Source organism: Cypionkella sp. TWP1-2-1b2 (genome assembly GCF_049896245.1).
GTDB lineage: Bacteria > Pseudomonadota > Alphaproteobacteria > Rhodobacterales > Rhodobacteraceae > Cypionkella.
In genome coordinates, this window is the sequence record NZ_JAFCTX010000027.1 from 39,944 (window position 1) to 66,067 (window position 26,124).

At 60.5% G+C, this 26,124-nt stretch carries 21 protein-coding genes; 8 read left to right on the top strand and 13 right to left on the bottom strand.

The annotated features are described in order from the left end of the window. Positions 1 to 2: 2 nt before the first annotated feature. The 4 genes from ACP7AP_RS16695 to ACP7AP_RS16710 form a co-directional block, all read right to left on the bottom strand. On the bottom strand, positions 3 to 6,386 hold the full coding sequence (locus ACP7AP_RS16695; RefSeq protein WP_426035806.1) for a type I polyketide synthase: 6,384 nt from the start codon (positions 6,384 to 6,386) through the stop codon (positions 3 to 5). A gap of 181 nt (positions 6,387 to 6,567) precedes the next feature. Continuing rightward, positions 6,568 to 7,554 carry a glycosyltransferase gene (locus ACP7AP_RS16700; RefSeq protein WP_426035808.1) on the bottom strand — a complete coding sequence of 329 codons (987 nt, stop codon included), beginning with the start codon at positions 7,552 to 7,554 and terminating at the stop codon, positions 6,568 to 6,570. After that, positions 7,554 to 8,972: a hypothetical protein gene (locus tag ACP7AP_RS16705; RefSeq protein ID WP_426035810.1), complete on the bottom strand. Its 1,419-nt coding sequence runs from the start codon at positions 8,970 to 8,972 to the stop codon at positions 7,554 to 7,556. Before ACP7AP_RS16705 ends, ACP7AP_RS16700 begins: the two co-directional genes overlap by 1 nt. Positions 8,973 to 9,051: 79 nt before the next feature. Beyond that, the gene (locus tag ACP7AP_RS16710) at positions 9,052 to 9,945 is read right to left on the bottom strand and encodes an acyltransferase family protein (RefSeq protein ID WP_426035812.1); all 894 of its coding nucleotides are present in this window, start codon (positions 9,943 to 9,945) and stop codon (positions 9,052 to 9,054) included. A 145-nt stretch (positions 9,946 to 10,090) separates the two neighbouring features. Between ACP7AP_RS16710 and ACP7AP_RS16715 the strand changes: the two genes are divergently transcribed. Next, a complete protein-coding gene (locus tag ACP7AP_RS16715; RefSeq protein WP_426035814.1) occupies positions 10,091 to 10,837 on the top strand; it encodes a WecB/TagA/CpsF family glycosyltransferase in 747 nt (248 codons plus the stop codon). Here ACP7AP_RS16715 and ACP7AP_RS16720 read toward each other — a convergent pair whose 3' ends face one another. Beyond that, positions 10,838 to 11,785 (bottom strand): glycosyltransferase family 2 protein, encoded by a 948-nt coding sequence (locus ACP7AP_RS16720; protein ID WP_426035816.1) that lies wholly within the window; start codon positions 11,783 to 11,785, stop codon positions 10,838 to 10,840. It lies immediately after the preceding gene. A 277-nt stretch (positions 11,786 to 12,062) separates the two neighbouring features. Between ACP7AP_RS16720 and ACP7AP_RS16725 the strand changes: the two genes are divergently transcribed. After that, the gene (locus ACP7AP_RS16725) at positions 12,063 to 12,995 is read left to right on the top strand and encodes a CpsD/CapB family tyrosine-protein kinase (RefSeq protein WP_426035818.1); all 933 of its coding nucleotides are present in this window, start codon (positions 12,063 to 12,065) and stop codon (positions 12,993 to 12,995) included. Between the two features lie 3 nt (positions 12,996 to 12,998). Then, positions 12,999 to 14,357 carry a GumC family protein gene (locus tag ACP7AP_RS16730; RefSeq protein ID WP_426035820.1) on the top strand — a complete coding sequence of 453 codons (1,359 nt, stop codon included), beginning with the start codon at positions 12,999 to 13,001 and terminating at the stop codon, positions 14,355 to 14,357. Positions 14,358 to 14,619: 262 nt separating this feature from the next. Here the strand turns inward: ACP7AP_RS16730 and ACP7AP_RS16735 are convergent, their stop codons facing one another. The 7 genes from ACP7AP_RS16735 to ACP7AP_RS16765 all read right to left on the bottom strand — a co-directional run bounded on the left by ACP7AP_RS16735 (position 14,620) and on the right by ACP7AP_RS16765 (position 20,883). Beyond that, complete coding sequence (locus ACP7AP_RS16735) at positions 14,620 to 15,339, bottom strand: sugar transferase (protein WP_426035822.1); 720 nt, start codon at positions 15,337 to 15,339, stop codon at positions 14,620 to 14,622. Positions 15,340 to 15,768: 429 nt separating this feature from the next. Then, positions 15,769 to 15,945: a hypothetical protein gene (locus ACP7AP_RS16740; protein ID WP_426035824.1), complete on the bottom strand. Its 177-nt coding sequence runs from the start codon at positions 15,943 to 15,945 to the stop codon at positions 15,769 to 15,771. 130 nt (positions 15,946 to 16,075) lie between these two features. Beyond that, positions 16,076 to 16,948, bottom strand: coding sequence for a glucose-1-phosphate thymidylyltransferase RfbA (rfbA, locus tag ACP7AP_RS16745; RefSeq protein WP_426035826.1), 873 nt, complete (start codon positions 16,946 to 16,948; stop codon positions 16,076 to 16,078). Then, entirely contained in the window at positions 16,945 to 17,796 is an 852-nt protein-coding gene (gene rfbD, locus ACP7AP_RS16750) for a dTDP-4-dehydrorhamnose reductase (RefSeq protein WP_426035828.1), read from the bottom strand. Before rfbD ends, rfbA begins: the two co-directional genes overlap by 4 nt. A gap of 55 nt (positions 17,797 to 17,851) precedes the next feature. Continuing rightward, a complete protein-coding gene (gene rfbB / locus ACP7AP_RS16755; RefSeq protein WP_426035830.1) occupies positions 17,852 to 18,895 on the bottom strand; it encodes a dTDP-glucose 4,6-dehydratase in 1,044 nt (347 codons plus the stop codon). Next, on the bottom strand, positions 18,892 to 19,455 hold the full coding sequence (rfbC, locus tag ACP7AP_RS16760; RefSeq protein WP_426035832.1) for a dTDP-4-dehydrorhamnose 3,5-epimerase: 564 nt from the start codon (positions 19,453 to 19,455) through the stop codon (positions 18,892 to 18,894). Before rfbC ends, rfbB begins: the two co-directional genes overlap by 4 nt. A gap of 75 nt (positions 19,456 to 19,530) precedes the next feature. Beyond that, positions 19,531 to 20,883 carry an oligosaccharide flippase family protein gene (locus tag ACP7AP_RS16765; RefSeq protein ID WP_426035834.1) on the bottom strand — a complete coding sequence of 451 codons (1,353 nt, stop codon included), beginning with the start codon at positions 20,881 to 20,883 and terminating at the stop codon, positions 19,531 to 19,533. A 163-nt stretch (positions 20,884 to 21,046) separates the two neighbouring features. Between ACP7AP_RS16765 and ACP7AP_RS16770 the strand changes: the two genes are divergently transcribed. Further along, positions 21,047 to 22,318: a glycosyltransferase family 4 protein gene (locus ACP7AP_RS16770; RefSeq protein ID WP_426035836.1), complete on the top strand. Its 1,272-nt coding sequence runs from the start codon at positions 21,047 to 21,049 to the stop codon at positions 22,316 to 22,318. Next, complete coding sequence (locus tag ACP7AP_RS16775) at positions 22,315 to 23,100, top strand: hypothetical protein (protein ID WP_426035838.1); 786 nt, start codon at positions 22,315 to 22,317, stop codon at positions 23,098 to 23,100. Before ACP7AP_RS16770 ends, ACP7AP_RS16775 begins: the two co-directional genes overlap by 4 nt. Before the next feature lie 165 nt (positions 23,101 to 23,265). Here ACP7AP_RS16775 and ACP7AP_RS16780 read toward each other — a convergent pair whose 3' ends face one another. Further along, positions 23,266 to 23,898: an SGNH/GDSL hydrolase family protein gene (locus tag ACP7AP_RS16780; protein ID WP_426035840.1), complete on the bottom strand. Its 633-nt coding sequence runs from the start codon at positions 23,896 to 23,898 to the stop codon at positions 23,266 to 23,268. Between the two features lie 115 nt (positions 23,899 to 24,013). On the opposite strand from ACP7AP_RS16780, the gene ACP7AP_RS16785 reads away from it, so the two are divergent. The 3 genes from ACP7AP_RS16785 to ACP7AP_RS16795 are packed head-to-tail and all read left to right on the top strand — an operon-like array spanning position 24,014 to position 25,784. Then, complete coding sequence (locus tag ACP7AP_RS16785; RefSeq protein ID WP_426035842.1) at positions 24,014 to 24,931, top strand: tetratricopeptide repeat protein; 918 nt, start codon at positions 24,014 to 24,016, stop codon at positions 24,929 to 24,931. A gap of 26 nt (positions 24,932 to 24,957) precedes the next feature. Further along, positions 24,958 to 25,599, top strand: a complete 642-nt coding sequence (locus tag ACP7AP_RS16790; RefSeq protein ID WP_426035844.1) for an LON peptidase substrate-binding domain-containing protein — start codon at positions 24,958 to 24,960, stop codon at positions 25,597 to 25,599. Beyond that, positions 25,596 to 25,784 carry a Trm112 family protein gene (locus ACP7AP_RS16795; protein WP_426035846.1) on the top strand — a complete coding sequence of 63 codons (189 nt, stop codon included), beginning with the start codon at positions 25,596 to 25,598 and terminating at the stop codon, positions 25,782 to 25,784. The genes ACP7AP_RS16790 and ACP7AP_RS16795 overlap by 4 nt, the downstream gene beginning before the upstream one ends. Positions 25,785 to 26,124 lie beyond the last annotated feature (340 nt).

The window sequence follows — 26,124 nt, forward strand, 5'->3', positions numbered from 1 at the left end:
GCTCACTCCGCCGCAGTGGCGAGGGGGACGATGTTCGTCGCGCCCTTCTCGGCTTCAGCAATCACCGCCCGCAGCTTTGCCGCCAGCACCCGCACATTCGGCTCTAGCACCATGCTGTCGTGGTCGCCGGGCACCTCGATCGTCACAAGCGTGGGCGCGAAGAGAGTCAAGTCGTTGTCGTAAAACACATATTCCTTGGCTTTCGACACCCAGTTGCCAGCCGTCACCGTCCAGTGCTTGTCCAAAGGCGGGCGGAACAACACCGTCGCCCCACGCCGCTCTGTCATCTGATACAACGGCAGTGCCGCGCGGAAAGCAGCCTCAATCGCCGCATTATGGAACTGCGCATCGCTTTGTTCGGTCACCTGCGGTTGGCGCTTTTGCATCTCCCAAGCCCAACGTTTGCGCGCCCATTCGGCCAGATAGCCGGGGCCCTTGGCGCGCAGTTCTGCAAGTTTAATCAAGATCTTATCAGGGCGTTTTAAGCTTGGTCGCAAGGGCAACGGTGTGTCCAGCAGCACCAGCAAAGACACCGCTTCCCCCGCAGCTTCCAACTGTCGCGCCATCTCCCACGCGGTCAGACCGCCACCCGAGAAACCGCCCAGCATATAGGGGCCAACGGGCTGCACCTGACGCAACTCGGCAATGTAATCGGCAGCCGCTTCCAGCAATGTCGTATGCGGCGCGGCATCGCCATAAAGCCCGCGCGCCTGCAGGCCATAGAACGGTTGATCGCCCCCCAACAGTTGCGCCAAATGCCGCAGATTCAACACGTTACCGAACATCCCCGCCACAAGGAAGAACGGTTGTTTTGCGCCTCCCTCGCCCTGATGCATCGGCACCAGATGGGTAAACCGCCGCGCCGGGGCCACCAGTTTCGCAGGCACATCGCCGCTCACATCGCCAATCTGGGCCACGATCAGCGCCGCACAGCGCGCAATCGTCGGAGCTTCAAACAGCACCGAAATCGAAAAATCTACGCGGTAAGCCTTCTTGACCATCGCAAACAGCCGCACCGCGATCAGACTGTGGCCGCCAAGATCGAAAAAGCTGTCCTCCACCCCCACTTGGGCGACGCCCAGCAACTCCTGCCAAAACCCGACCAGCGTGCGTTCGACATCATTGCGCGGCTCGACATAGGCCGTGTCCAGATCTGGCCGCTCGAACGCCTTGCCCTCGGATTTTGCCGCCTCCGCCTCAGCAGTCTGCCGAACCAACGCGGGCAGATCGAGGCTGGAGACGATGATCTGACTGCCGCCCAAAGCCACAGCACGGCCAAAAGCCTCGGCGCCCTCGCTGGGTTTTATGCCCAAACTGAAGGCGTGCAGCAAGCGTTCCTCGGCGGGGGACACCGGCTTTGCGGCCACATCATCATAGCTCAATTCGCGCGGATCGGGGACGGTAAAGCTGAGCCCTCCCGCCAGCTTGTGAATGTTAAAGCCTTCAATTTCAACGCAAACCTCACCTTCAGGCGTGGCAAGCGTCACATCAAAACTTGCGGTCTGCGCGCCCGCACGATTGTCTGCCGCATTGCGCACCCAGGACACAATCTCTGCTGGAAGCGGGCGCAGCACGCGGATGCAGGCATACGACACAGGCACCCAAAGGTGATCCGGCTGGTAGCCCTCAATCAGCCCCATCGCCCAGCCGGTCGCCATATCCATCAGCGCCGGATGCAGCAGCCATGGCCCCGCCTCAGCCGCAAACTCCGCAGGCAAAACCAGCCGCGCCAGCCCTTCACTGCCGCCAATCGCGCGCGCGCGCAGCACCCGCCAGCGCGGCCCAAACGCCAGATGCTCCTCTTGCGGGCTGCGCAGGCCGACGCCAACCTCAGCCGCTGGCAACCGTCCGGCAATCGCCAGCACATCAATTTTAGCAGGAGTCGCAGCCAGACGAACCGCCCGCGCCTGCGCGTGCAACTGCCAGCCCAACCGCCCCTTCACCGTCACGCCCGAGCGCAATTCAAACCCATAGCCCTCATCCGTGCGGGAAAGCGTAGCGCGCACCTGCCGCGCCTCACCCTTGCTCACATCCAATGGCCGGAAGAAATACAGATCGCGCAACTCAAATGCGCCCGTCTCACCCTGCGCCCGCAAGGCTTCGGCGGCGATTTCAATCGTGCCGGTGCCGGGGATCAACGCCTGCCCCGACGTGGTGCGATGACCATCCAGCACCCAGCGATCCAAGCTATAAGAGGCTGTAAACAGACGATTTCCCTGACCGTCAAAGCTGACTTCATCCAGCATCGGCGCGAAAATCGGCAGGCGCGGGGCAGGCGGCGCGCCCGTGCGATCCGCCAAAGCCTCTGCCGCCATGCCAACGCCCGTCCAGATACCCCAGTTCAGCGCCACAACCTTAGTTTTGCCGCGGCTGCGCGATTTCGAATAAGCGTTCAGGAATTCATTCGCCGCCACATAATCAATCTGGCCCGCAGGCCCGGTCACCGTCGAGGTCGAGGCAAACAGCACCAGCAGATCAATCGACCCATCCGGGAACAAACGGTCCAACACCAGCGTGCCATGCAGTTTCGGCGCGAACACTTCCTCAACCTGCGCCGGCGTCTTCAGCATCAGCGGTCCATCATCGACCACACCCGCCGCATGGATCACCGCGCAGATCGGCCCAAATCGGTTGGTCCCGGCTTCCACCGCAGCCCGCATATCCTCCATGTTGCAAACATCCGCCGGGGCGACAAGAACTTCGCCCCCCAAAGCCTCCAGCCGCTGCAACGCCAAAATCCGCCGCGCAATCGGGCTGGCAGGGTCATGCGCTGCCAGATACTTCGCCCAAGTGCCGCGATCCGGCAGATTGCGCCGCGCGATCAGGGTGATTTTCGCACCAAAGCGTTGGATCAGGTCCTCGGCGATGGTCAAACCGATGCCACCAAAGCCGCCGGTGATCAGCACATGCCCGGCTTGCGGCAATGTGAATATTTGTTCAGGAAGGCTGGCAGCTTTCAGTCCCAACTCATAGCGCTTTTCACCCCGCAGGGCTGCTATGACGCCGGCAGGTTCAGCCAAAAGCTCTTCTAAGACCTGATCTGCCAGCGGTTGCAACCCAGCTTTTCCTCGGCGCGGCACTGCTGGCAAAGTCACGTCCAAAGTCGAAACCGTCACTCCCGGCAACTCTCGTGGGATCACCCGTGCCGGGCCAAGAATGGTGGCTTTTTCAGGGTCAACCAGCACCTCAGATTTCACCTGAACCGCCCCGGTTGAGGCGACGGTTATATGGATCGGGCGCGGCAGGTTTTCCTCGGCAATCGCTTGGGCAAGAAACAACAAGCTGTAGAAACCCTGCTCTAGGTTGCGGTGGAAAAAGCTGGAACCGGGGCGGAAATCCTGTCCACGCGTCACCAGCCAGAAATGCGCGATCCGGCTGGGGGTGTGGCCCTTTGCAACCAGGTCGCGGATCAGCAGATCATAGCCTTCGCGACCCCGCTCTGGGGCCAGAAGATAGCCACCCTCGCCATCACGACCAAAGGCATCGCCCGCGCGCACGGTGGTTACTTGATGGCCAGCGCCGCGCAAGCGCGCCGCACATTCCATGCCAAGCCCTTCTGTATCAAGAAAAATCAGCCACGTCTCTGGCTTTGCATCCGCAAAGTCCGCCGCATAATCAAACCCTGTCGCCGCAGGTCGCCAATGCGGCTTCCAGCCCCAATCGCCAATATTGTCAATTCGCGCAGGCAGCGCGACGGCTTCAACTTCTGCGCCCTTGCCGGGTTCAATGAAGTAAGATTTGCGCTGAAACGCATAGGTCGGCAACACGACACGCTTGCGCGCGGCTCCGCCCCAAATCGGTTCCCAATCCACCGGAACACCGCAAGCCCACAGCCGCGCGATCGAGGCGACATGCCACGCATCATCCGGCATCTTCTGCTCGGGATGCCGCAGCGCCGCGATCACCTGCCCCTGCGGCACGCCATTGGCCTGTGCCAGCGACGACAGCGCCCGCCCCGGCCCCATCTCAAGGTAAACCCGCCCCGGCTCGGTCATTAGATCGGCCATGCAGGCTTGGAAATTTACCGTATTGCGCAGGTGCTGCACCCAGTAGTCCTGGCTGGTCGCCTGCGCATCGGTCAAACGAATTCCTGAACGATTGCTCACAATTGGAATCTGCGGTGCGCTTAAGTGAATTTTTGTGAGGTAATCGCCAAACCGCGCCAAAATCGGCTCCAACATCCGGCTATGCGCGGCGATGTCGATCTGGACGCGCTGGGTTTCCACATCGGCTTTCGCCAGTTCCGCAGCCAAAGCCACCAACGCCGCATCCGGCCCGGAAACCACACACAACCCCGGCGCATTGACCGAGGCCAGATCGAGATCACCAGCGATATAGGGCCGCAAATCAGCCTCAGCCAGTGGCACCGAAAGCATCCCTCCCGGCGCAATCGTGTCAAACAGCGTGCCGCGCAGATGCACGAGGCCGATGCAATCCTCAAACCCGATCACACCCGCCAGACAAGCCGCCGTATTCTCGCCCATCGAATGACCAACCAGCACCGCAGGCGTCACCCCCCACGACATATACAACTGCGCCAGCGCATATTCGGTGATCATGATCAGCGGCAGTTGCACCGAGGGGCGCTTCAACCGCTCATTCGCAGCGGCCTCTTGTCCCGGTTCTGGCAACCACAACGCCCGAATGTCGTAGTCGAGCTTCGGTTGCAGAACCGCAAGACCCTTGTCCATCCAATCGGCAAACACCGGCTCGGTCGCGTAAATATCCCGCGCCATGCCCGCATATTGCGCACCGCCACCAGGAAACATGAACACCACCTCGGGGTTCTCGCCCAAGAAGTCATGGTTAAACACCCGACGCGGATCGCCACCTTCCAGCAACGCTGCCGCCTCATCATGCGAGCCCGCCACCAGCACCCGGCGCTTTTCAAACGCGTGGCGGCCTTCTTTCAACGTATAGGCAACATCGGCCAGATCCTGCGCCGGATCGCCGCGCAAATGCGCTGCCAGACGCGCAGCCCCCGCATCCAGCGCGCCCTTGGATTTGGCCGAGATAACAATCGGTTGGAACGGCCAAAGGCTTTGCTCTCCCACAGCCCGTACGGGCGCTTCCTGCAACACCACATGCGCATTGGTGCCGCCAACACCAAGGCTATTCACCCCCGCCCGGCGCGGCCTGTCGCTGACCCAATCGGTCAGCCGATCATTCACCTTGAACGGGCTGGTTTCAAAATCAATCGACGGGTTCGGCGCCTCATAGCCCAAACTTGGCGGCAGTTGCCGATGATGCAGCGACAGCGCCACCTTGATCAGCGAGGCCACCCCCGCCGCCGTGTCCAGATGCCCAATGTTGGTCTTGACCGAGCCGATCCGGCACGTCCCCACCGCATCGGTGGTCTGCCGAAACGCCGCAGTCAGCGCCGCCACCTCAATCGGATCGCCCAAGTAAGTACCGGTGCCATGACATTCTACATAAGACACATCCGCCGCAGAAACCCCAGCAACCGCCTGCGCTTCGGCAATACAGCGCGCCTGCCCATCCACGGAAGGGGCGAGATACCCAGCCTTCGCGGCCCCATCATTGTTGACCGCCGAGCCTTTCAAAATCGCCCAGATATGATCGCCGTCGCGCAGCGCATCTTTCGCCCGCCGCAGCACCACCGCCCCCGCGCCAGAGCCGAACACCGTGCCCTCTGCGCGATGATCAAAAGCATGGCAATGACCGTCTGGCGACAGAATTTCGCCCTCGGTGTAAAGATATCCCCGTGCGTGTGGCAGCTCAATCGTCACACCGCCCGCCAACGCCATATCGCACTCGCCGTTCAACAAGGCTTGGGTGGCGAAATGCACCGCCACCAAAGATGTCGAACACGCGGTTTGCAGGTTGATCGACGGGCCTTTCAGATCGAAAATATGGCTGACCCGCGTTGCCAGAAAATCCTTGTCGTTGCCAGTGTGGCGCAGCAGGAACATGCCGGTCTGATCGACCAGATCGCGGTTTGAGCACAGGTTGAAATAGAAATAGCTGCCCATGCCGCAGCCTGCGTAAACCCCTATCGCACCGGGGAAATTCTCGGGAGGATGGCCTGCATTCTCCAATGCCTCCCACGCCACTTCCAGAAACTGGCGATGTTGCGGGTCCAGGATCGCCGCCTCCTTCGGCGAAAAGCCAAAGAAATCCGCGTCAAAATCGGCAAACCCCTCCAAAACAGCCGCTGAGGCCACATAATTCGCTTTGCGCAGCCGCGCCGCAGATTCACCCGCTGCCAGAAGTTCAGCCTCAGACAGCACCCGGATCGATTCGACCCCACCCGCAAGATTGGCCCAATAGGCGGCAATATCCGCAGCGCCCGGCAGATGCGCCGCCATACCAACAACGGCGATATCGCTATCGCTGATGGCCGAGGGATCAAAATCTTCGCTCATGCGCCTTCTCTCTCTCACCGCCCGCAGGTTAAAACCCTTGGGACGGATCTCAACAATTTACCGCAAAACCCACAACTCTTATACCCTAGCACGCTCTTAAATGGAGCGTGCATGGCTATTGAACAATCCCGCACTACTGACACAATACGGCCCGGTTATGGCAAAGTTTCGGGCAAATCGGCTACCAATGCCCAACACCTGTGCCGCGCCACATCGCCCATTGCGCCCGGCAGTAGACCACCAAATCAAAGCCAAAACCCAAAATCGTCACCAAGATCCGCTTAGGGCGGAGCAGATCGCGCGGGTTTGCGACAGCGCGCGCCAGCCGTTTGGTCAGGAAATGCCATGGCACATAGCCGAACGGCCAGCGCGGCAGGCCCGCCCGCAGTGCCTCTCCCAGCCATTCCGCATCGCCCGCCGCCCGCGCCAATTCTGCGTGCCGCGCAATCTCTGGCACCGCCACCAACGCGCCAAAGCCCGCAAAATTCACCGCCGAGCCGATCACAATCCGCACCTGATGCCGGATCAGCGCGCCAACCGACCGCTCTGACGCATAGATGTGAAACACCCCCTCCGCCCCACCAATCCGGCTGAAATCTTCCGGTCCCGTCAGGGCATCCGTCAACACCATCGCGCGCAGAAAACCATCCTCAACGGGAAGGCCAATCGGCAGATGAAACCGCCGCGCCACGGTCGCAGGCATCGCGTAAAGCTGACCGCAGATCGCCGTCTTCCAATCGTCCAAGCCGCCGCCCGCCGCCGCGATGATCTTGTCCATCACAGACAATCCCTCAGGCCGCGCCACGATATCCTTCACCGGCTGGCTGTTGATCACCCAATGTGATCCCATCGCCTGCACCAAGCGCCGCAAAGCCCCCGCATCACAGAATGCGATATCGGCATCGACAAACACCAACACATCGGCATCCGCCCGCGCCAAATCATGCACAAAACGGTTCCATGTCCGTGACTTACCGCCCTCGGGCAGATCAACCACCTCAACCCCGGAAACCCGCGCCACCGTGTCATCCGAACACCCATTCGCCAGCACCAGAATCCGCGCCGAGAAGGCCGGATCGGCCAAAATATCCTGCGCCAACAGCCGCGCCACCATCGCCGCAATCCCATGCGCCTCGTTATGGGCAAAGATGCCGATATCCACCTGCATCAAATTACCGTCCGCTTCTGCTTACCGCCCCGCAAGCCACCGCGCAGCACCGCCCGGCTTTCAGCCAGGCGCAAGCGCCGCATCCGCTCGGCCTCGCCCAGCAGCCCGCCAGCCATCAGCCAAGTGAACGGAATATGCGTGGCATTGGGCAGCAGATCGACCATGTTCGCCGCCAAGATCAGTGCCAATCCCGCCGTATAGCGGTTGAACGGGGCGGCAAACCGCGACAGCGCCTCGCGCCCCAAAATCAACAGCGGCAACCCGGTGAGCCCAAACTCGGCAATAAAACCAAGCCAGCCATAAGTGCCCATCACGATCACCCAAGCGCCATCGGCGATCGTCGTCATCTGCCCGGTGATCGGATCATGCAGAAACGCCCGGCCATAGCCGCCCCAGCCGAACAAAGCCTTTTCCTGCGCCCGCGCCAGCAGTTCTTCCTCGTTGTCGATACGGAATTGCAACGATCCCGCCCGATCCGCGCTGAAGCTATTGGCGAAATCGACGATCTGCTGCATGGGCACCAAATGCAACCCGCGCAAGATCGGATAGCTGATCACCACCACCGTCAAAACCGCCGCCACCAAGACCTGCACCCGCCAGCTGGCCAGCAACACCAGAGGTGCCAGGCACAAAGCATAGACCGTCACCCCAGCACTTTTGCAGACAAAAAGCATGAAGGCCAAATACAGCACGATCACCAAAGCCTTGGGCCGCAGCTCGGCAGTGGTGTCGCGCAATCGAACCACGGCTGCCAGCAGACACATCAGCGCGAAAAACGCCACCCACAGCCCATGCGGCAAGAACACCACCGGGCGATAGCCGCCCTGCCGGATGGTCTGGAAAAAGTCATGCTGAAAAAAACCGTAAACCCAGACGTTCATCTGCGGCGAGAACCGCGCCTCGATCAGCATCGGCACGGAATACCAAAGCCCGGCCAGGACAAGCGCCTCAATCACCGCCCGCATCCCCTCGGGCGTACCCAGATAGCGTCGCGCCAGAAAGAACGGAAGCAACGCGATGAACTGGTTCGCCACCGCCGCCGCCGAGTCGTAAACCTTCATGCCCTGCACATCCGCGCCCGGAAAAATCAGCGGATCGGTATTGGTCAGCACTGTCGCGAACGGCGAAAGAATATACATCAGGATCAGGGCCTTGCCCATCCGCCCCTCGGGCAGAAAGCTGATCTTGTCGCGCACCACATAAAGCGCACAATACCATGCGATCAGGTTCGGGATCGTGGTTTTATCCAGATCGGGGATGATCGGAAAGTTGATCACCGTCAGCGGCGGCATGATCAGATAGCCGCCCAGCACCGTCCAGATCAGCGCCCGCGCCGGGTCCAGCCGTTTCCACAGCTTCCAGCACACAATCGGCCAGACAAACAGCATCAGATAGGCGAGGATATTGGGCGAGGCCACGACGTGGATCAGCTTTCTGTAAACAATGCCAGCGTTTTAGCATAGACCGCCGACACTGGCCAATGTCGCAAGCCGAATGTCAGGTCAGGCGCAGGAAAACCGGGATGCGGCGCAAGATCACCACAGCGGCCCAACTCATCCCGAAGGTGGCAAGGGTAGCCAGCATCCTGTCAACGTCTGGCCCGGCGAATTTATAGGTCACCAGCATGAAGAACGGGTGCAACAGATAGATGCCAAACGCCGCCTGCCCCAGCTTTGGCAACACCCTATGCTGCATCTGCACGCGCCAGAACGCCTCAAACAACAATACGGCAGCGAAAACCGTCCAAGCCCAGGGCGCGGCTTCTGTTACCAGATAGGCCCCAACCGCCATCGCTCCCGCTGCGATCACCGGCCAAGCCGCACGCCCCATCGGATGCGCCACCCCCACCAGCAGGCCCAGCGCGTAAACTGGCAGTGAATACAACCACTGGGGCAGCGGCGCAGGCGGGGCGTAGGAATGCATCGCCCAGAACATCGGCACCGAAATCAGCACCAACGCTACCAAGACCCCAGCCAGCCGCTCCGGCGTTGTCACAAAATGCCCGACAGGTTTCACCAACAGCATCGCTAAAATGATAAACGGCAAGAACCACAAATGGATCGCAGAGCCAACGAACAGCGTCAAGGGATCTTGAAGCACCTGCCATTTGTCAGGCGAATCGGAAACCTTCAAATCGACCAAGCGGAAAAACGCCGCCCAAAACAGCCATGGCAGCAGCAACCTTTCGGCCCGAGAGCGGAAATTATACGCCCCGCCCGCGCGCATGTAGGATTGCATCGCCAGAAACCCGGTCAGCACCAGAAAAAGCCCAAGTGACAGATGCCCGACCCAATCATCCTCCACCGCATAGGCGTGGGCCGCCACGATGCCAAAACAAGCAAGGAAGCGGGCCAGATCAACCGATTGGCGATGATTACTGACTTTACTCATCCCTCGTGGGTAATCCATAACGCCAAAACGATGCAACGGCTTCTATGCGTGCCGACGCGAAACAGATTGTTCGCATTTACCAAGCCTGCCGCCACATATCTGCCATGTTGCTGTGGAAGGCCCGCGGAAAAGCAAGAGGATTCCGGTGCAGTTTCGGTTTGAGACAACCACGATCACGGTGAATATCGCCAACCGCGCCGCCTTATTGGCCGCCGTGGGGCAGCGTTTTGCTGTGCAGGACGGCTTTGCCCTTGCCACGATTAACCTCGATCACTTGGTGAAACTGCGCGCCTCGCCTGCATTCCGCGCAAACTATGCCGCACAAGATTTCGTCGTGGCCGATGGCAATCCGATCGTTTGGCTGTCCCGCCTCGCCCGCCGCCCGGTCGAGCTGGTGCCGGGATCGGATATGGTGATCCCACTGGTGCAGCTGGCGGTGCAATCAGGTCGCCGCGTGGCGCTGATTGGCACCACAGAATCCGCTCTGGCCACCGCCGCCACAGCCCTTGAATCGCAAATCCCCGGTCTGAAAATCGCCCTCAGCATCGCCCCGCCAATGGGCTTTGACCCGCAGAGACCCGAGGCGCGGGCCATCCTCGCCCGCCTTGCAACCGCTGACATCGGCTTCTGCGTCATCGCCTTGCCCGCAGGCAAGCAAGAGGCGCTCGCCGCCCTCGGCCGCAGACTTGCCCCGCATACAGGTTTCGCCAACTTCGGCGCAGGCCTCGATTTTCTCGCAGGCAGCCAAACCCGCGCGCCACGCTGGATGCGCGCCTTGGCGATGGAATGGCTGTGGCGCGCGCTGTCCGACCCACACCGGATGCTGCCGCGCTACATCGCTTGCTTGGCGATCCTGCCGGGCCAGATTATCGCCGCACTGAAATTGCGCTAACTACTTATATTCGATCAGCCCGCGCCTGCGCCCGCGCACCCGGTTGACCCAATAACTCATCACCCCGCGCGCTTCGGCAAACTTGCCCACGACGGTGAAATACCCCCACGCGAAGCCGCCGCGCCGCGCCAACCGCAACATCTGCACAGGATAAATCAGCGCCAAAAGCCAACCCAGCGGATGGGTCAACCCCGCCAAAACCACCAGCACAGGCAGCAGCATCCCCCAGAAAACCGCCCGCCGCACCTCGACAACCCAATGCCGCTCCGGTGCCGTCCCATAGCGCGCCGCGCCCTCGGCAAAGGCATATCCCGCCCGCACCATGCGCCGCCACCACTGACCAAACCGCAGCAGATTTGCATCATGCAAGGTCATCTCGGCGTCGATCCGCCAGACCTCACCGCCCTCGCGCGCCAACCGCAGACACAACTCCGGCTCCTCTCCGGCGATCAGGCTGGCGTCATAGCCGCCCAACGCCTGCACCGCCGCAAACCGCATCAGCGCATCACCGCCGCAGGCCAGCGCCTGACCCACCGCAGTATCCCATTCCATATCCGCCAACCGATTATATACCGAGGCCTCCGGAAAACGCTCGCGCCTGCGCCCGCAGATCACAACCGCCGCCGGATGCACTGCAAACCCCGCCAAGGCCGCCGCAAACCAGCCCACCTGCACTTGGCAATCGCCATCGACAAACTGCACAAACTCCGGCGCATCCAGCACCGCCAGCCCCGCATTGCGCGCCCGCGCCGCCGTGAAGCCAAGCCGCACGTCTAGCGCCACCACCTCGGCCCCCAGCGCCAGCGCAGCCGCCACCGAGCCATCGGTTGAGCCGGAATCCACATAAACCAACCGCCGCACCCGGCCTTGCAACGACTGCAAACAGGCGATCAACCGCGCGCCCTCGTTGCGCCCGATCACCACCGCGTCAATCACTGCATCTTGCATCAAGCACCCCTTAACCTGCTGCCAATCTAAGGCCATGTTTGTGCCTTGGCTATGCCCCGCTGCACATGCAGCATGGCCCGCAAGTCTTTCAATTCGAGGGCAGTTCAGCTATGTATGCGCCTTCTGGTCGGGGGCCCGGACAAATCTTTCATCACGCTGAGCCATGCGGCGCAGTTTTTTGCAGGCTTTGTTCTTCACCACCCCCAGCCTTGGTTGGGTCTTTGTTTAAATGGTTGCGTCCCGGTCCGGCGCAGTTTTGCAGGAGCCTGACCTTCAGATGAGCAGACACAATATCTTGACGTCGCGGCCCACTGGCCCCGCAGATCTGGAGCTTTCGGCCATGACTGCCAACCATACCGGTCCTCGCAAAGACGGCAAAGCCAGCGGCATCTCGGTATTCGGCACGGGCCAGACCACCGCACCACATGATGTCTCGCCCGATCTGATCACTGGACGCGAGATTTTTTCCACCAACCTGCCAGCCCTGTTCAACCCGGCAAGGGTGTGGGAATCGCTCGCCGCCATTCAGACCGACACAAAGTCAAAATCTGGAAACGGTCTGTTTCTCGAAGCATCCAGCCACCCCGCCGCCACCGCCTTCGACATCCTGCGCACCCGGCTGTTGCGCGGTCTGGCCGAAAAAGGCTGGAAGCGGATCGCCGTCACCTCGCCCACCCACGGCTGCGGCAAATCCTTTGTCGCCACCAACCTTGCCTTTTCTCTGGCACGTCGCCCGGCCAGCCGCACCGTGCTGATGGATTTCGATCTGCGCCACCCCGAAATTGCGCAAATTCTTGGCGTCAAAGACGATATCAACCTTGGTGACTTCCTTGCCGGCGAAAAGCCGTTGGAAAGCCAATTCCGCCGCTTTGGCGGCACCCTCGCGTTGGGTCTGAACACCCGTCCAATCAAGCAGGCTTCGGAAACCCTGCACGACCCCGACACCGTCGCAGCCCTGGCCGCGATGATCGAACAGCTTGACCCCGAGGTGGTGATCTACGACCTGCCCCCGGCTTTGGTGAACGATGATCTGCTTGCCCTTGGCCCGTCGCTGGATGCTGTGCTGCTGATCACCGATGGCTCAAAATCCTCACCACAGGAAATCCGCGCCTGCGAGAAACTGTTTGAAGGCCGCATCCCGCTGCTGGGCGTGGTGCTGAACCGCGCGCAAGATTTCAACGCGGGCCGCTACCGCTACGCCAAGAAGTAAATCATGGGTCAAATTCAATCTATTGAAGAACTTATCAGCCTGTTGCTGCGCCGCCGCTGGATGATCATCCTGATCACCATTGCGGGCCTGCTGGCCGCCGTGATCTTCGCCAAATCGCGTCCCGACATCTTTGAGACCGCCGCCGTGATCCAGATTGAGGGCGCGCAGGTCGCCGAACCCACCGCCCAAGGCGCGCAAGTGCAACCCGATGGTGGGGGTGCCGCGCAAATCCTGCAAACCATCGAACAACGCCTGACCACCCGCGACGCGCTGGGTGCGGTGATCGAACGCCACAAGCTTTTCACCGATCAACCACAACTGACCAGCGATGAAAAACTCGTTGCCCTGCGCAGTGCGGTCACTTTCCAAGCCGTTGACAGCGCCGGGGGCCAAGCTTTTGGCCAAGGCCGCAGCATTTCGGCGATCATCATCTCGGTCCGTTTCGGTGATCCCGCAACTGCCGCCGAACTCGCCAATGATTTTGCCCAAGGCATCCTTGACCAAAGCGCCGCTGGCCAGCGCGACCGTGCCGACAAGAACGTCGCCTTCTTCAAGGAAGAAGAAGCCCGCATCTATGAGCAGATCGCCAAGCTGGAAGATGACGTGACTGCGTATAAAAACGCCCATGCCGATGCGATGCCGACCTTGTCCGATGCCCGTCGCGATGAAATCGTCAGCCTCGCCGATGATCTGCGCCAAGCCACGCAAGACCTCGTCGGCCTGCAAGGCGAGCAAGCCGCCATCGCGGCAAAGCAACAGCAGCGCGAAACCGACAAGCGCCGTCTGGATGATATAGCCACGCAAATCGACGTACTGAACGCCCAGATCGCCTCGATCAATGCCCGCAAAGCCGCTGTCGAAACCGCCCTCGCCGCCACGCCCGAGGTGGAGCGAGTCTTGGCCGGATATGATCGCCAGCTTCAGCAGTTGCAGGGCCAATACGACAACGTCACGCAGCGCATGGCCGAAGCCGAAACCACCCAACGCCTCGCCGAGCGTCAGCAGTCCGAGCGTTTCACCTTGCTCGACCGCGCCTTGTCGCCAGAATACGCCACCGGCGGCGGCAAAAAGAAGATCGCGATAGCTGGGGCCATCGCCAGCCTGCTCGGGGCCATAGCCCTCGCCTTTCTGCTGGATCTCGCCAAACCCGTGGTGCGCACCGCCGCCCAGATGCAGCGGCAACTTGATCTGGAACCCGTTGTCTGCATCCCCGAAATCCGCGCCCCGAAAGGCCGTGTCGGCAGCGCAGCCCTGCGCCTGATCGACGATCCGAAACGCCCGATCTTCGGCCTGCCGCGCTTTGCCGTGCTGGCAGCAGCGACGACCTTGGCGCTGGTGCTTATGGCGGCTTTCGTCGCATGAAGCGGCAAGAGGTCTAATGGCTGCGCAAGCAACCGGTATGCCTGATACAAAGCCATCTTGGCAGCACACTTTGGGGTTAATGATTAGCTGGAACACAGCGCGCTAGCGTCAACCACAACATATTGTGGTTTCGCCAAAGCCAAACTATCAAAAACCACAAGTCATTCCCAGCTGGGAAGGCTCTCCACCTGCCAAAGCCTGCATTGATCTTATGAAAAACCCGCCCCGTGTCCAGGGGCGGGCCTCTTGATCGGCGAAAATCTCAATACCCGGTGCCGTGCACCACAACACCCACCGTTGCAGCCAGCACCTTCACATCGGTCAGCAACGACAGATCAGCCTCATAGTCATCATCGTACTGAGCCCGCGCCTCAAACGTCGTGCGGTTGCGCCCCGTGGTCTGCCAATAGCCGGTGATACCCGGCCGCAGCGCGTAATAGGCTTGCCCCGGATACAGGCTCTGCTGGCTGATCATCATCGGGCGCGGCCCCACCAGACTCATATCGCCCACCAGCACGTTCCACAGCTGTGGCAACTCATCCAGCGATGATTTGCGCAGGAACTTCCCCATCCGGGTGATGCGCGGATCTGCCTTCAGCTTTTGCGTGCTGTCCCACTCCATGCGCATATCGGGGTTAGAGGCTAAGAATTCCTCCATCCGCTCATCCGCATCGCGCACCATCGAGCGCAGCTTCCACATCCGAAACCGCTTGCCGCCCTTACCGACCCGCATCTGGGTGTAGAATGGGCTTCCACCATCACGCGCCACCAGAACCGCAGCAATCGCCACAATCGGCAACACCGCAGGGGCCGCCAGCACAATCGCCGTGATGTCAAAGGCGCGTTTGAAAAACCCCCTGTACGGCCCGCGCGCCGTTGGGGTGGCCACGATCAGCGATGCCGCTGAGGTATCGTCAGCCCCACTTGCGGATTGAGCCGAAGCAGATCGGAAATTGTAGAATTCTCTGTAACTGATCGTCATTGCGCATCACCAAACGACATAATGACACCACCGTCCCGCCCCACCATCTCGTGAGTTTCAGGAAACAAACCAAACGCCGGTTGCCCGGATTCGATTCAAAACCAGCAGTTCATTTGCCGCACTTACCAAGTACGCCCCCGTAGTCAATTTAGCCGTTTCAAAGGGTGCTTGGCGACAGCTATTGAGAGGGTGCGAACGTATTTAAGCCACTTTAACCAAGATATTTTGCCATATTGCCGCCATGATCTCGCCATGTTTCAAACCAGCGCAACCTTGACGTGAAACGATGAAACGCCTCTCCGCCGCAAGTGCACAGTGAATACGGCAGCGCAGCATCGGCGTGCGAATCACCCGGCGCGCGGTAGGCTTGGCGGTGCATCTGCAACACCAAGCTATTGTTTCGACTAAATCACCAATGCCGCGCGACGCTCAAAAGCGCCCGTCATCCTGTCGGCCCAAACTGAGTGCTGCAAATGCCATAGTCGCCAGCATCCCCCCCAAAGCATAGGACAACAACGCTTGCGTCAACCCACTGCCATGCGCAAGCGAGACCACCAAAGCAGTCGTTCCACCCGAAATCGCACTGAACAGCACTCCGACAATCATCTTCCACCACGCTTTATCAGACTATTCCTGACAGGATCAGTTTTACAGGATTCCGAAACAATGCTAGCGAAAAATGCAAAAAATTTGCTGGGACGCTACAAATTTCAACCCTGACGTGAGGATTACCTACTTACTCGGAAACAATCCCCAGTAAATATCGGCCATAATCGTTCTTTTTGAAAATATCAGCCCGCGCCAGTAGCGCGGCTTTATCAATCCAACCCGCGCGATAGGCGATCTCATCCGGGCAGCCCACCTGCAAACCCTGCCGCGCCTCAAGCGTGCGTACGAAATTGCCGGCGTCCAGCAAACTGCCATGCGTGCCGGTATCCAGCCAAGCAAAGCCCCGGCCCATTTTTTCCACCGTCAAACTGCCCTCGGCACGGTAGATCTCTAACAGATCGGCGATCTCCAATTCGCCGCGCGGTGAAGGCTTCACCCGCGCCGCCAATTCCGGCGCGCGACCATCCAGATAATACAACCCGGTTACCGCGTAATTTGACGGCGGCACCTCGGGCTTCTCGATGATCGCCTGCACATTTCCCTGCGCATCAAACTGCACCACGCCATAGCGCTCAGGGTCCGACACGCGGTAGCCGAACACCGTGCCGCCCATCGTTTTTGCGGCAGCCGAGGCCAAAATCTCGGGCAGGCCATGGCCAAAGAAAATATTGTCGCCCAACACCAGCACACTCGCCGCGCCGTCTAGAAAATCCTTGGCCAACAGATAGGCCTGCGCCAAACCATCAGGGCTGGGTTGCACGATGTAAGTTAAGCACAGCCCCCATTGGCTGCCATCTCCCAACAACCGGATGAACTGATCCTGATCGTCCGGCGTGGTGATGATGGCAATCTCGCGCACCCCGCCCAACATCAGCACCGACAGCGGATAATAGATCATTGGTTTGTCGTATATCGGCAGCAGCTGCTTCGACACCCCCATGGTGATCGGCCACAACCGCGTGCCAGAACCGCCCGCCAGAATGATACCCTTGCGCGTCATACTGCCAACTCCTGCAAAATCTTGTCCAAACCAACCCGCCACTCCGGCCGCGCAATGCCAAATGCCGCCAATCCGCTGCAATCGAGCCGCGAGTTTAGCGGGCGCTTCGCGGGCGTCGGATAAGCGCTTGACGGGATGTCATGCACCACACAAGCCAAACCCGCCCGCGCCATGATCTCGCGTGCAAAATCGGCCCAAGAGCAATCCGGCCCACCCGCAAAATGCTGCACCCCGCCCGGCTTGCCTGCACGCAAGCCCGCCGCCATCACATACAAGGCATCGGCAATATCCGCCGCAGGCGTCGGTCCGCCGATCTGATCCGCCACCACGTTCAGACTGTCCCGCTCAGCCCCCAACCTGCACATAGTCTTGACGAAATTGCTGCCATGCGCCGAGACAACCCAAGACGTCCGCAGGATCACATGTACCCCACCCGCCGCCTGCACGGCCTGTTCACCCGCCAACTTGGTCCGCCCATAAGCTCCCAAGGGCGCTGTCGGATAATCCACGCCAAACGGAGCCTGTCCCGCGCCATCAAACACATAATCCGTCGAGATATGCAAAAACGGCAAGCTCCGCGCCGCACAGGCCCGCGCGATAGCACCCGGAGCCTCGCCATTCACGATCCAAGCCGCCGCTTCCTCCGCCTCGGCACGATCCACCGCCGTCCAGGCCGCCGCGTTGATCACCACATCCGCGTCAGACGCCATCACCGCTGCCGCACAAGCCGCAGGGTCCGCCAAATCAGCTTGACCGCGCCCCAAAAACTCCGCCGTAAGCCCCAAAGGCAACCGCCGCGCCAATTCCCGCGCCACTTGGCCCGTCTGCCCAAAAACCAAAACTTTCACAGCCACCCCCACGATTTTCGCGCGAAAATCGCCCCGGAATTCGCGCGAATTCCGATCACGCTTTCACCCCCAACCGCACACCGACGCCCGCGCGCGCCTGCAACGGCTGCCACCAAGCCTCATTGTCCAGATACCATTGCACGGTCTTTTCCAGACCTTCCTCGACCGTCACCGATGGCCGCCAGCCGAGTTCTTCCCGAATACGCGAAGGATCAATCGCATAGCGCGCATCATGGCCGGGGCGGTCCGACACATAGGTGATCTGATCGGCATAAGATCCCGAGGCTTTTGGCCGCTTGGCGTCGAGTATCCCGCACAGAGTCCGCACCAGTTGCAGGTTACTGCGCTCATTTTCGCCGCCGATGTTATAGCTGCGCCCGAGCTGGCCCTTTGCCACCACCAACAGCAAAGCGTCGGCGTGATCTTCGACATAAAGCCAGTCACGCACGTTCGAGCCATCGCCATAAATCGGCAACGGCTTGCCCGCCAAAGCGTTCAAAATCACCACCGGCACCAGCTTTTCCGGGAAATGGAACGGCCCGTAATTGTTCGAGCAATTCGTCAGCACCACCGGCAGGCCATAGGTTTCATGCCAGGCTCGCACCAGATGATCGCTGGCGGCTTTGCTGGCCGAATAGGGGCTGCGCGGGTCGTAAGACGTGTCTTCGGTAAACTGCCCCTCCGCCCCCAGCGAGCCGAACACCTCATCCGTGCTGATATGGTGAAAACGGAAGCCCGCAGGCTTGCCCGCGCCCTGCCAATAGGCCCGCGCCGCCTCCAGCATGTTATAGGTGCCGTTGATATTGGTCAGGATGAAATCCCCCGGCCCATCAATCGAGCGATCAACATGAGATTCAGCCGCCAGATGCATCACCACATCCGGGCGGTGCAGCGCGAATATCTCATCCAACCGCACGCGATCCCGAATATCCGCCTGCTCAAAGCTGTACAGGTTCGAGCCCGACACGCTCGCCACATTCTCCAGACAGGCCGCATAGGTCAGCGCATCCAGATTGACCACCTCATGCCCGCGCGATACCGCCAACCGCACCACCGCCGAGCCGATAAAGCCAGCCCCACCCGTCACCAGAATCTTCATGCCTGAGCCCATTCAAAAGGTGACACCACGTGGCGCAACAACGGTGCCACCGCATCCTTGCCCGACAGCACCGGAAGGCCCGACAACCCCCAATCAATGCCAATCTCGGGATCATCCCAACGTACGCCACCGTCACAGTCCGGCGCATAGACATCGGTGCATTTATACTGCACCTCGGTGTTCGGCACCTTCGTTACGAACCCATGCAAAAACCCCTTCGGCACCAGCAACTGCCGCCCATTCGCCGCCGACAACTCCACCCCAACCCAAGCCCCGAACGTCGGCGACCCCCGCCGGAAATCCACCGACACATCAAAAATCACCCCCGCCGTACAACGCACCAGCTTATCCTGCGCCCGTGGTGGAGCCTGATAATGCAGCCCACGCAGCGTGCCCGCCTGCGCCGACATCGAGTGGTTGTCCTGCACAAAGGCCAAGTCCAGCCCTGCCCCTGCCAGCGCCGCCGCATTCCACGTCTCGGAAAACCAGCCGCGATCATCGCCAAATCGCTTCGGCGTGACGATCAACACCCCCGCCAGCGCCGTTTCTTCAATCTGCATATCTCAAACCCATTCGCACATCCGCCGCCAAGCTTTACCGCAAGCGCGCGGCTTGTCACAGACCGGATTGCGGCCCTACAGCATCCCCAGCATATCGGAATTGACCCAAAACGCCAAAACCACCAGCAGAGCCGCCAAACCGAACAGCACCACATCGTTGAGCGGGTCCCAAGCCCGATGCTTGCGCGCCAGCAAAATCACCGCCGGATGCAGCGCAAGCAAGGCCAAAGCCTGCGCCAACAACGCGCCCTCCAAGCCGCCATGGGTGATGCCGATCAGAAACGCCACCGTCTGCACCAAGGCCTTCAACGCCTGCAGCCAGAAGTAATTCCGCCCATCACCCGCAGCCAAAGCCGACTGATCATAGGTGATACCGATGGTTTCCGGCATCTGGATCAGCGCCACCATCACCACGATGAACCCCGCCGCCGCATAGCGCGCGTCATACATGATGCCGACCAAGGGCACACCAATCACAGCCAAAAACCCCAGCAGCAGCAGCGTTCCGCCCGAAATCGCCCAGCGCAGCTTGCGCATCTTGGCAAAATTTGCTGCGGAATCAGCCGGGTGATGATCGCGGTACAGCGGTATCATAATCCGGCTGTTCACCGCCCGCGCCAGCAGCAGTGGGAAGGACGCAAGGAAATAACCGATGTTATAAACCCCCAACTTCTCAAGGCTCAGATAATGCCCGAAGATCGCCTTATCGCCCTGCGACAGCGCAAAGCCGCAGGCGGTTGACATGAAGATCCACTTGCCGAAATGGATCAACTCATGCCCCGCCGATTTATCCCAATGAAACCGATTGGCAGGCCCCGGCAAATACATCCATGTCAGCACCAACTTGGCCAAAGACCCGACAATCGCCCCAACCACCAGCCCCCAGACCGAATGAGTCATCAGCGACAACACCACCATCGCCACAATCCCAATCGCCTGTGCGATCAGATCCAGCAGTGTGACCTTGCCCAGCAGCAAATGCCGCGTCGCCGTATCAATCCGCGTCGGATTAAACCCCGAGATGAACAGTGAAATCCCGGCCACGGGCAGCAGATATTTCAACTCTGGCGCATGATAGAAACTCGCCAGCGGCCAAGCCAGGCCACACGTCACCAGCCACAGCATCGTGCCACGAAAGGCGTGAATGGTGAACGCCGTGTTCAGAAAATCGGGATCATCGCCGCGCTTGTTCTGCGCAATCGAGGCCGAAACCCCGACATCCGAGAACATCACCATGCCGACCAGCACCACCGACACCAGCGCCATCACGCCAAACGCATCCGGTGCCAGAATCCGCGTCAGAATCAGGTTCGATCCCAGCCGCATCACCTGCGTCAGCGCGTAAGACCCGGCCGTAAACGCCGATCCACGCAGCGCGCGCGCAAACAAACTTCGTCCCGCCGGTGCGGTCCCATTCAGCTCAGACATCAAGCAAACCCTTTAAGACTTCGTCGCGACCCTAGGCGGATGTATGTGAAGCGTCAATGAAGGCAGATTTGGCAACAATCTAGGCGCGAAATCGCTGAATTTGCCTTACTCTTGCCAAAAGCTCTGCCTATTGACCAAGGCTAAGACCCAATTCGGTGCCGCCATGCAAATTGCCTACCTGATCAACACCTATCCAAAACCCTCGCACACCTTCATTCGTCGCGAAATTGCGGCGCTAGAGGGGCTTGGCTGGCAGGTTCACCGCTTTGCCATGCGTTCCGACCGCGCGGCGCTGGTCGATCCGGTGGATTTCATCGAAGATGACAAGACCGAACATGTGCTGGAAATCGGTGGCAAGAATCTCCTGCGTTCCAGCCTCGGCTGGATGATCAAACACCCGAAACAGGCACTCGCAGGTCTTGCGATGGCGATCCGCTGCGGCACAAAGGGCAAATCCGGCGGCCCCGGCACCGGCGGCATCCCGCGCCATTTGATATATCTGCTGGAAGCCGCCCATATCGCCCGACGCGCCAATGAACTGGGCATCGCGCACATCCACGCGCATTTCGGCACCAACTCCGCCACCGTCGCCATGCTGGCCCAAGCGCTCGGCGGCCCCGGCTTCAGCTTTACCGTCCACGGCCCGGAAGAATTCGACGCCCCCCGCGCCTTTTCCTTTCCCGAGAAAATCGCCCGCGCCCGCTTCACCGTCGCGATCTCCAGCTATTGCCGCAGCCAGTTGTTTCGCTGGAGCCAAATCCCCGAATGGCCAAAAATCAAAGAGGTGCATTGCGGCGTTGACACCTCTGGCTACCCCGCCCCCGCCCCAATGCCCGAAGGCGGCCCGCATCTGGTCGCCATTGGACGGCTATGTGAGCAAAAAGGCTTCCCCGTCCTGATCGAAACCATGGCCATCGCCGCCAAACGCCTGCCTGGTCTGACCCTGACGATCTGCGGCGACGGCGAACTCCGCGCACTGATCGACAGTGAAATCGACCGCCACGGCATCAAAGACCGCATCCACATCGCCGGATGGGTGGATGAGGCCGGCGTGCGCGCCGCCATCGCAGCCGCCCATGCGTTGATCCTGCCCTCGCTCGCCGAAGGCCTGCCGATGGTGGTGATCGAGGCGATGGCCTGCGGTCGCCCGGTGATTTCCACCTGCATCAACGGTGTGCCTGAACTACTGACGCCGAAAGAAGGCTGGCTCGTCCCCGCAGGCGACCCCGCCGCTTTGGCCGATGCGATCGTCGAGTTGTCCAACACCTCCAATGAGATTCTTGCGCAAATGGGTTTGGCCGCCCGCGCCCGCGCCATGGCCCGCCATGACGGCAACACCGAAGCCGCCAAACTCGCCGTGCATTTCACCGAGGCGTTGAAATCCGTGGCCGTGGCCGACCACCCCTTTCACACCGAAACCGTGAACCACGCATGACCTACACCATCATCTGCGCCAGCCACAGCGACGAAATCCTCAATGCCAACCTCGCGCGCTCTCCGATGATCGCCGAAGGCACCGTGCCCCTGCATCTGGAACGCGACGCCCCCTCCGCCGCCGTGGCCTACAACCGCGCCATCGACGCCACCGATGCCGAGATTCTGATCTTCGCCCACCACGATGTCTACCTGCCGCGTGGCTGGGAAAAATTGCTCACCCGCCGCCTGCGCGAATTGCAAGCACATGACCCCAACTGGGCGCTTTACGGCCCGTTCGGCGTGGGCCTAGATGCCAGCCACATCGGGCCGGTCTGGTCCTCCAGCATCGGCCTGATCGTCGGCCGCGTCCCCACCACCCCCGCAGAAGTGCAAAGCTACGACGAAATGGTCATCGTGATGCGGCGAAGCGCCAACCTGCGCTTCGATGAATCCCTCCCCGGCTGGCACATGTATGGCACCGATATCGTCACCACTGCTCGCACCGCTGGCCTGCACGCCTATGCAGGCGCGCTGCCAACCATCCACAACGACCGCTACCACGACCATCTGCGCGACGATTTTGTTGAAAGCTACACCGCGATGCGTCACAAATGGCGCGACCATCTGCCCCTGCGCACCCCGATCATCAAAATCAGCAAATCCGGCCTGCATCTTTATAAAAACCGCTGGCAAGACTACCGATCCGAGACATTCCGCGCCAACATGTCGGTCGGCATCGCGCACCCGCCGGAATATCTCGCCTCGCTCTGTGGCTGGTCCGACCTGACCGCTTCAGCTTAAGTCAAACAAGATTAAAATTTGCGTCCCGCCCCGCGGCCTCGCCCCTTCGGGTCTTGGCCGCTTAAGACTTTCACATTGGTCTAAATACTCCCGCCGGAGGCATCCGAGGCCAATGTCGGATGCCTCCGGCGGGAGTATTTCAAAAAGAGCAATACAAACAGGGCGCTAAATCATCCCGCGCAGTTTAGCTGCAACCGCTTCAGCCAGCATGGCATGTTCGGACTGATCGAAATGGACACCATCCAGTGGGCTGACCTTGATCACCTGACCCGCATCGAGAAACTCAATCCCGCGCGCCTGCGCCAAATCCGCATACATTGGCGGTAAAGCCTGCGAGCGTGCAGCGCCGCCCCAGAATTCATGCCTAATCGGCCCGACCTCAACCACCGGAGTTGGACACACCAACAACACCTTGAACCCGCCATGCCGCTCCTGCATCACCCGGTGCTGGGCGATATCCAAAAGACCGGCGATGCCGCCCACCACCGCCTCTGGTGTCGAGGTAAACCGCGCCTTCACATCATTGGTCCCCAGCATCAGCACCAGCACATCCAGTGGGCCGTGGCTTTCCAGCGCAATCTTCAGCCCGACCTGCCCGTTCATCTGCGCGCCCATGATCGGATCATCGAACTGCGCCGTGCGTCCCGGCAGGCCTTCCTCGATCACCTCACAGCCCAAAGCCGCCTGCAAGCGGGAAGGCCAGCGCACGCCCATGCCGTAACGCTGATACCGCGCGAGATCGACAATCGGCGGCGTTCCATGCGTGTTGCTGTCGCCAAAGCACATCACTACCGGCATCTGTTCCCCCCATTTTGCGCCACGCTAAGGCCCGCCCCGACCAGCGTAAACCCCCTTCCCCTTTCGCCCCCGGCCCCCCATATATACGCCAACCCTAAAAACTTTGAGGCTTTCCATGTTCGGCACCCCCACCGCCCCCGCACCTACAGCCCCTACCGAAGCCCTAATCACTGACGGGTCAGAGGTCACCTTCCTGCAAGACGTGATCGAGCCATCACAAACCACCCCGATCATCGTCGATTTCTGGGCACCATGGTGCGGCCCCTGTAAAACCCTCGGCCCCGCCTTGGAAGCCGCCGTGACCGCCGCCAAAGGCCGGGTGCGGATGGTGAAAATCAATGTCGATGAAAACCAGACCCTCGCCGCCCAGCTGCGCATCCAATCCATTCCCGCCGTCTTCGCCTTCTTCCAAGGCCAGCCGGTGGACGCCTTCCAAGGCAATGTCGCCCCGTCCGAACTCAAACGCTTCGTCGACAAACTCGCAGCCTTGGGGCCAGAGCCGGACAATGGCCTCGCCGATGCCATCGCCGCCGCTGAAACCATGCTGGATGACGGTGAATACGCCGATGCCGTAGAAACCTTCACCGCCATCCTTGAAGAAGAGCCCGAAAATGCCGTCGCTTACGCGGGCCTGATCCGCGCCCATCTGGCCCTTGGCGATCTTGATCTGGCTGAAACCCTGATCACCACCGCCCCCGGAGCGCTTGCCAAAGCCAAAGAGGTAGACTCGACCCGCGCCATGCTTGATCTTGCCCGTCAAGCGGCTTCTGCTGGCCCCGAAGATGATCTGCGCGCCGCCCATGCTGCCGATCCGAAAAATCCGCAGATCCTGTTCGACCTCGCCACAGCACAACACGCCAATGGCAAGGTTGAGGAAGCCATCAGCACCCTGCTTGATCTGTTCAAACTGGATCGCGACTGGAACAACAACGCCGCCCGCACGCAGTTGTTCACCATCTTTGATGCCCTCAAACCACAAGACCCCATCGTTCTGGCAGGCCGCCGCCGGCTGTCGTCAATGATCTTTGCCTAATGCGGATGGCACACTAGCTAGAGGGCATGATGAAGCAAACCGACCTGCCCGACACCCTGCCGCTGTTCCCGCTGCCCGGCGCGCTGCTCTTGCCGCGCGCCCGCCTGCCGCTGCATATTTTCGAGCCGCGCTACCTCGCGATGCTGGAAGATTGCATGAAGACACCGCACCGCCTGATCGGCATGATCCAACCGCGTGAGGCGCCGAACGGCGAAAAACGCCTCTCGGCCATTGGCTGCGCTGGTCGGCTGACCGGGTTCTCTGAGACCGAAGATCATCGCTATATGATCACCCTCACCGGCATCTCGCGCTTCCGCCTGCGGGCAGAAGTCGAAGGCTTCACCCCCTACAGCCGCGCCCATATTGATTGGCAACCCTTCGCCCGCGATCTGGGCCGCGAGGAATCCGACAAGGATTTCAACCGCGAACCCTTCCTTGCCCTGCTCGCCCGCTACTTTGCCACCCGCGATTTGGGCACCGATTGGAGCGGGATCAAAGCCGCCGACACCGAACTTTTGATCAACTCGCTGTCGATGCTGCTGCCCTTCGCCCCCGAAGACAAACAAGCACTGCTCGAAGCCCCGTCGCTGATCACCCGCCGCGAAACCCTCGTCACCCTTCTGGAAATCGCGCTGCACTCCGACGGCCGCGATGAGACCTTGCAATGACCGACACGCCCGCCCCACTGCACGACCGCCGGATGCTAGAGGCCTTGGTCTGCCCCGTCACCCAAGCCGTGCTGACCTATGACGCCGAAAAGCTGGAGCTGATCTCGAAAGCCGCCCATCTGGCGTTCCCGATTAGGGACGGGATTCCGATCATGCTGGTGAGTGAGGCAAGGGCGGTGGAGTGAAGGATTATCCGCGCTCATTGAACTTAATCACGGCTCTATATCCAATGGATATTAAAGATGCTGTGAGCAAGAATAGAAACACCCCAAATAGTGATGACATTCCTACTGCTGCAAGAATAGACCCGAAGTAGGCTTTATCAACCGAAGTGCCAGTAGATGGGACGTAGGCTACTGGGGCAAACATAAAAATCACAACAGAGCATACCGCGAACAAGGCTGGACGGCTCTGTTGCACAAATCGTGAGGGATTCCCTGCGTGACTGCAAGGTGTTAGTCGCAGGGTATGAGCAAACCTGCACCTCCGACCTACCGCACGACGAACTGGCGCTCTTACAACGCC

Excerpts from the sequence above, each read along its gene's own strand:
- ACP7AP_RS16695 (WP_426035806.1), bottom strand. The coding sequence starts at position 6,386 with ATGAGCGAAGATTTTGATCCCTCGGCCATCAGCGATAGCGATATCGCC.
- ACP7AP_RS16700 (WP_426035808.1), bottom strand. The coding sequence starts at position 7,554 with ATGCAGGTGGATATCGGCATCTTTGCCCATAACGAGGCGCATGGGATT.
- ACP7AP_RS16710 (WP_426035812.1), bottom strand. The coding sequence starts at position 9,945 with ATGAGTAAAGTCAGTAATCATCGCCAATCGGTTGATCTGGCCCGCTTC.
- ACP7AP_RS16720 (WP_426035816.1), bottom strand. The coding sequence starts at position 11,785 with ATGCAAGATGCAGTGATTGACGCGGTGGTGATCGGGCGCAACGAGGGC.
- ACP7AP_RS16725 (WP_426035818.1), top strand. The coding sequence starts at position 12,063 with ATGAGCAGACACAATATCTTGACGTCGCGGCCCACTGGCCCCGCAGAT.
- ACP7AP_RS16730 (WP_426035820.1), top strand. The coding sequence starts at position 12,999 with ATGGGTCAAATTCAATCTATTGAAGAACTTATCAGCCTGTTGCTGCGC.
- ACP7AP_RS16735 (WP_426035822.1), bottom strand. The coding sequence starts at position 15,339 with ATGACGATCAGTTACAGAGAATTCTACAATTTCCGATCTGCTTCGGCT.
- ACP7AP_RS16740 (WP_426035824.1), bottom strand. The coding sequence starts at position 15,945 with ATGATTGTCGGAGTGCTGTTCAGTGCGATTTCGGGTGGAACGACTGCT.
- rfbA (WP_426035826.1), bottom strand. The coding sequence starts at position 16,948 with ATGACGCGCAAGGGTATCATTCTGGCGGGCGGTTCTGGCACGCGGTTG.
- rfbB (WP_426035830.1), bottom strand. The coding sequence starts at position 18,895 with ATGAAGATTCTGGTGACGGGTGGGGCTGGCTTTATCGGCTCGGCGGTG.
- rfbC (WP_426035832.1), bottom strand. The coding sequence starts at position 19,455 with ATGCAGATTGAAGAAACGGCGCTGGCGGGGGTGTTGATCGTCACGCCG.
- ACP7AP_RS16765 (WP_426035834.1), bottom strand. The coding sequence starts at position 20,883 with ATGTCTGAGCTGAATGGGACCGCACCGGCGGGACGAAGTTTGTTTGCG.
- ACP7AP_RS16770 (WP_426035836.1), top strand. The coding sequence starts at position 21,047 with ATGCAAATTGCCTACCTGATCAACACCTATCCAAAACCCTCGCACACC.
- ACP7AP_RS16775 (WP_426035838.1), top strand. The coding sequence starts at position 22,315 with ATGACCTACACCATCATCTGCGCCAGCCACAGCGACGAAATCCTCAAT.
- ACP7AP_RS16780 (WP_426035840.1), bottom strand. The coding sequence starts at position 23,898 with ATGCCGGTAGTGATGTGCTTTGGCGACAGCAACACGCATGGAACGCCG.
- ACP7AP_RS16785 (WP_426035842.1), top strand. The coding sequence starts at position 24,014 with ATGTTCGGCACCCCCACCGCCCCCGCACCTACAGCCCCTACCGAAGCC.
- ACP7AP_RS16790 (WP_426035844.1), top strand. The coding sequence starts at position 24,958 with ATGATGAAGCAAACCGACCTGCCCGACACCCTGCCGCTGTTCCCGCTG.
- ACP7AP_RS16795 (WP_426035846.1), top strand. The coding sequence starts at position 25,596 with ATGACCGACACGCCCGCCCCACTGCACGACCGCCGGATGCTAGAGGCC.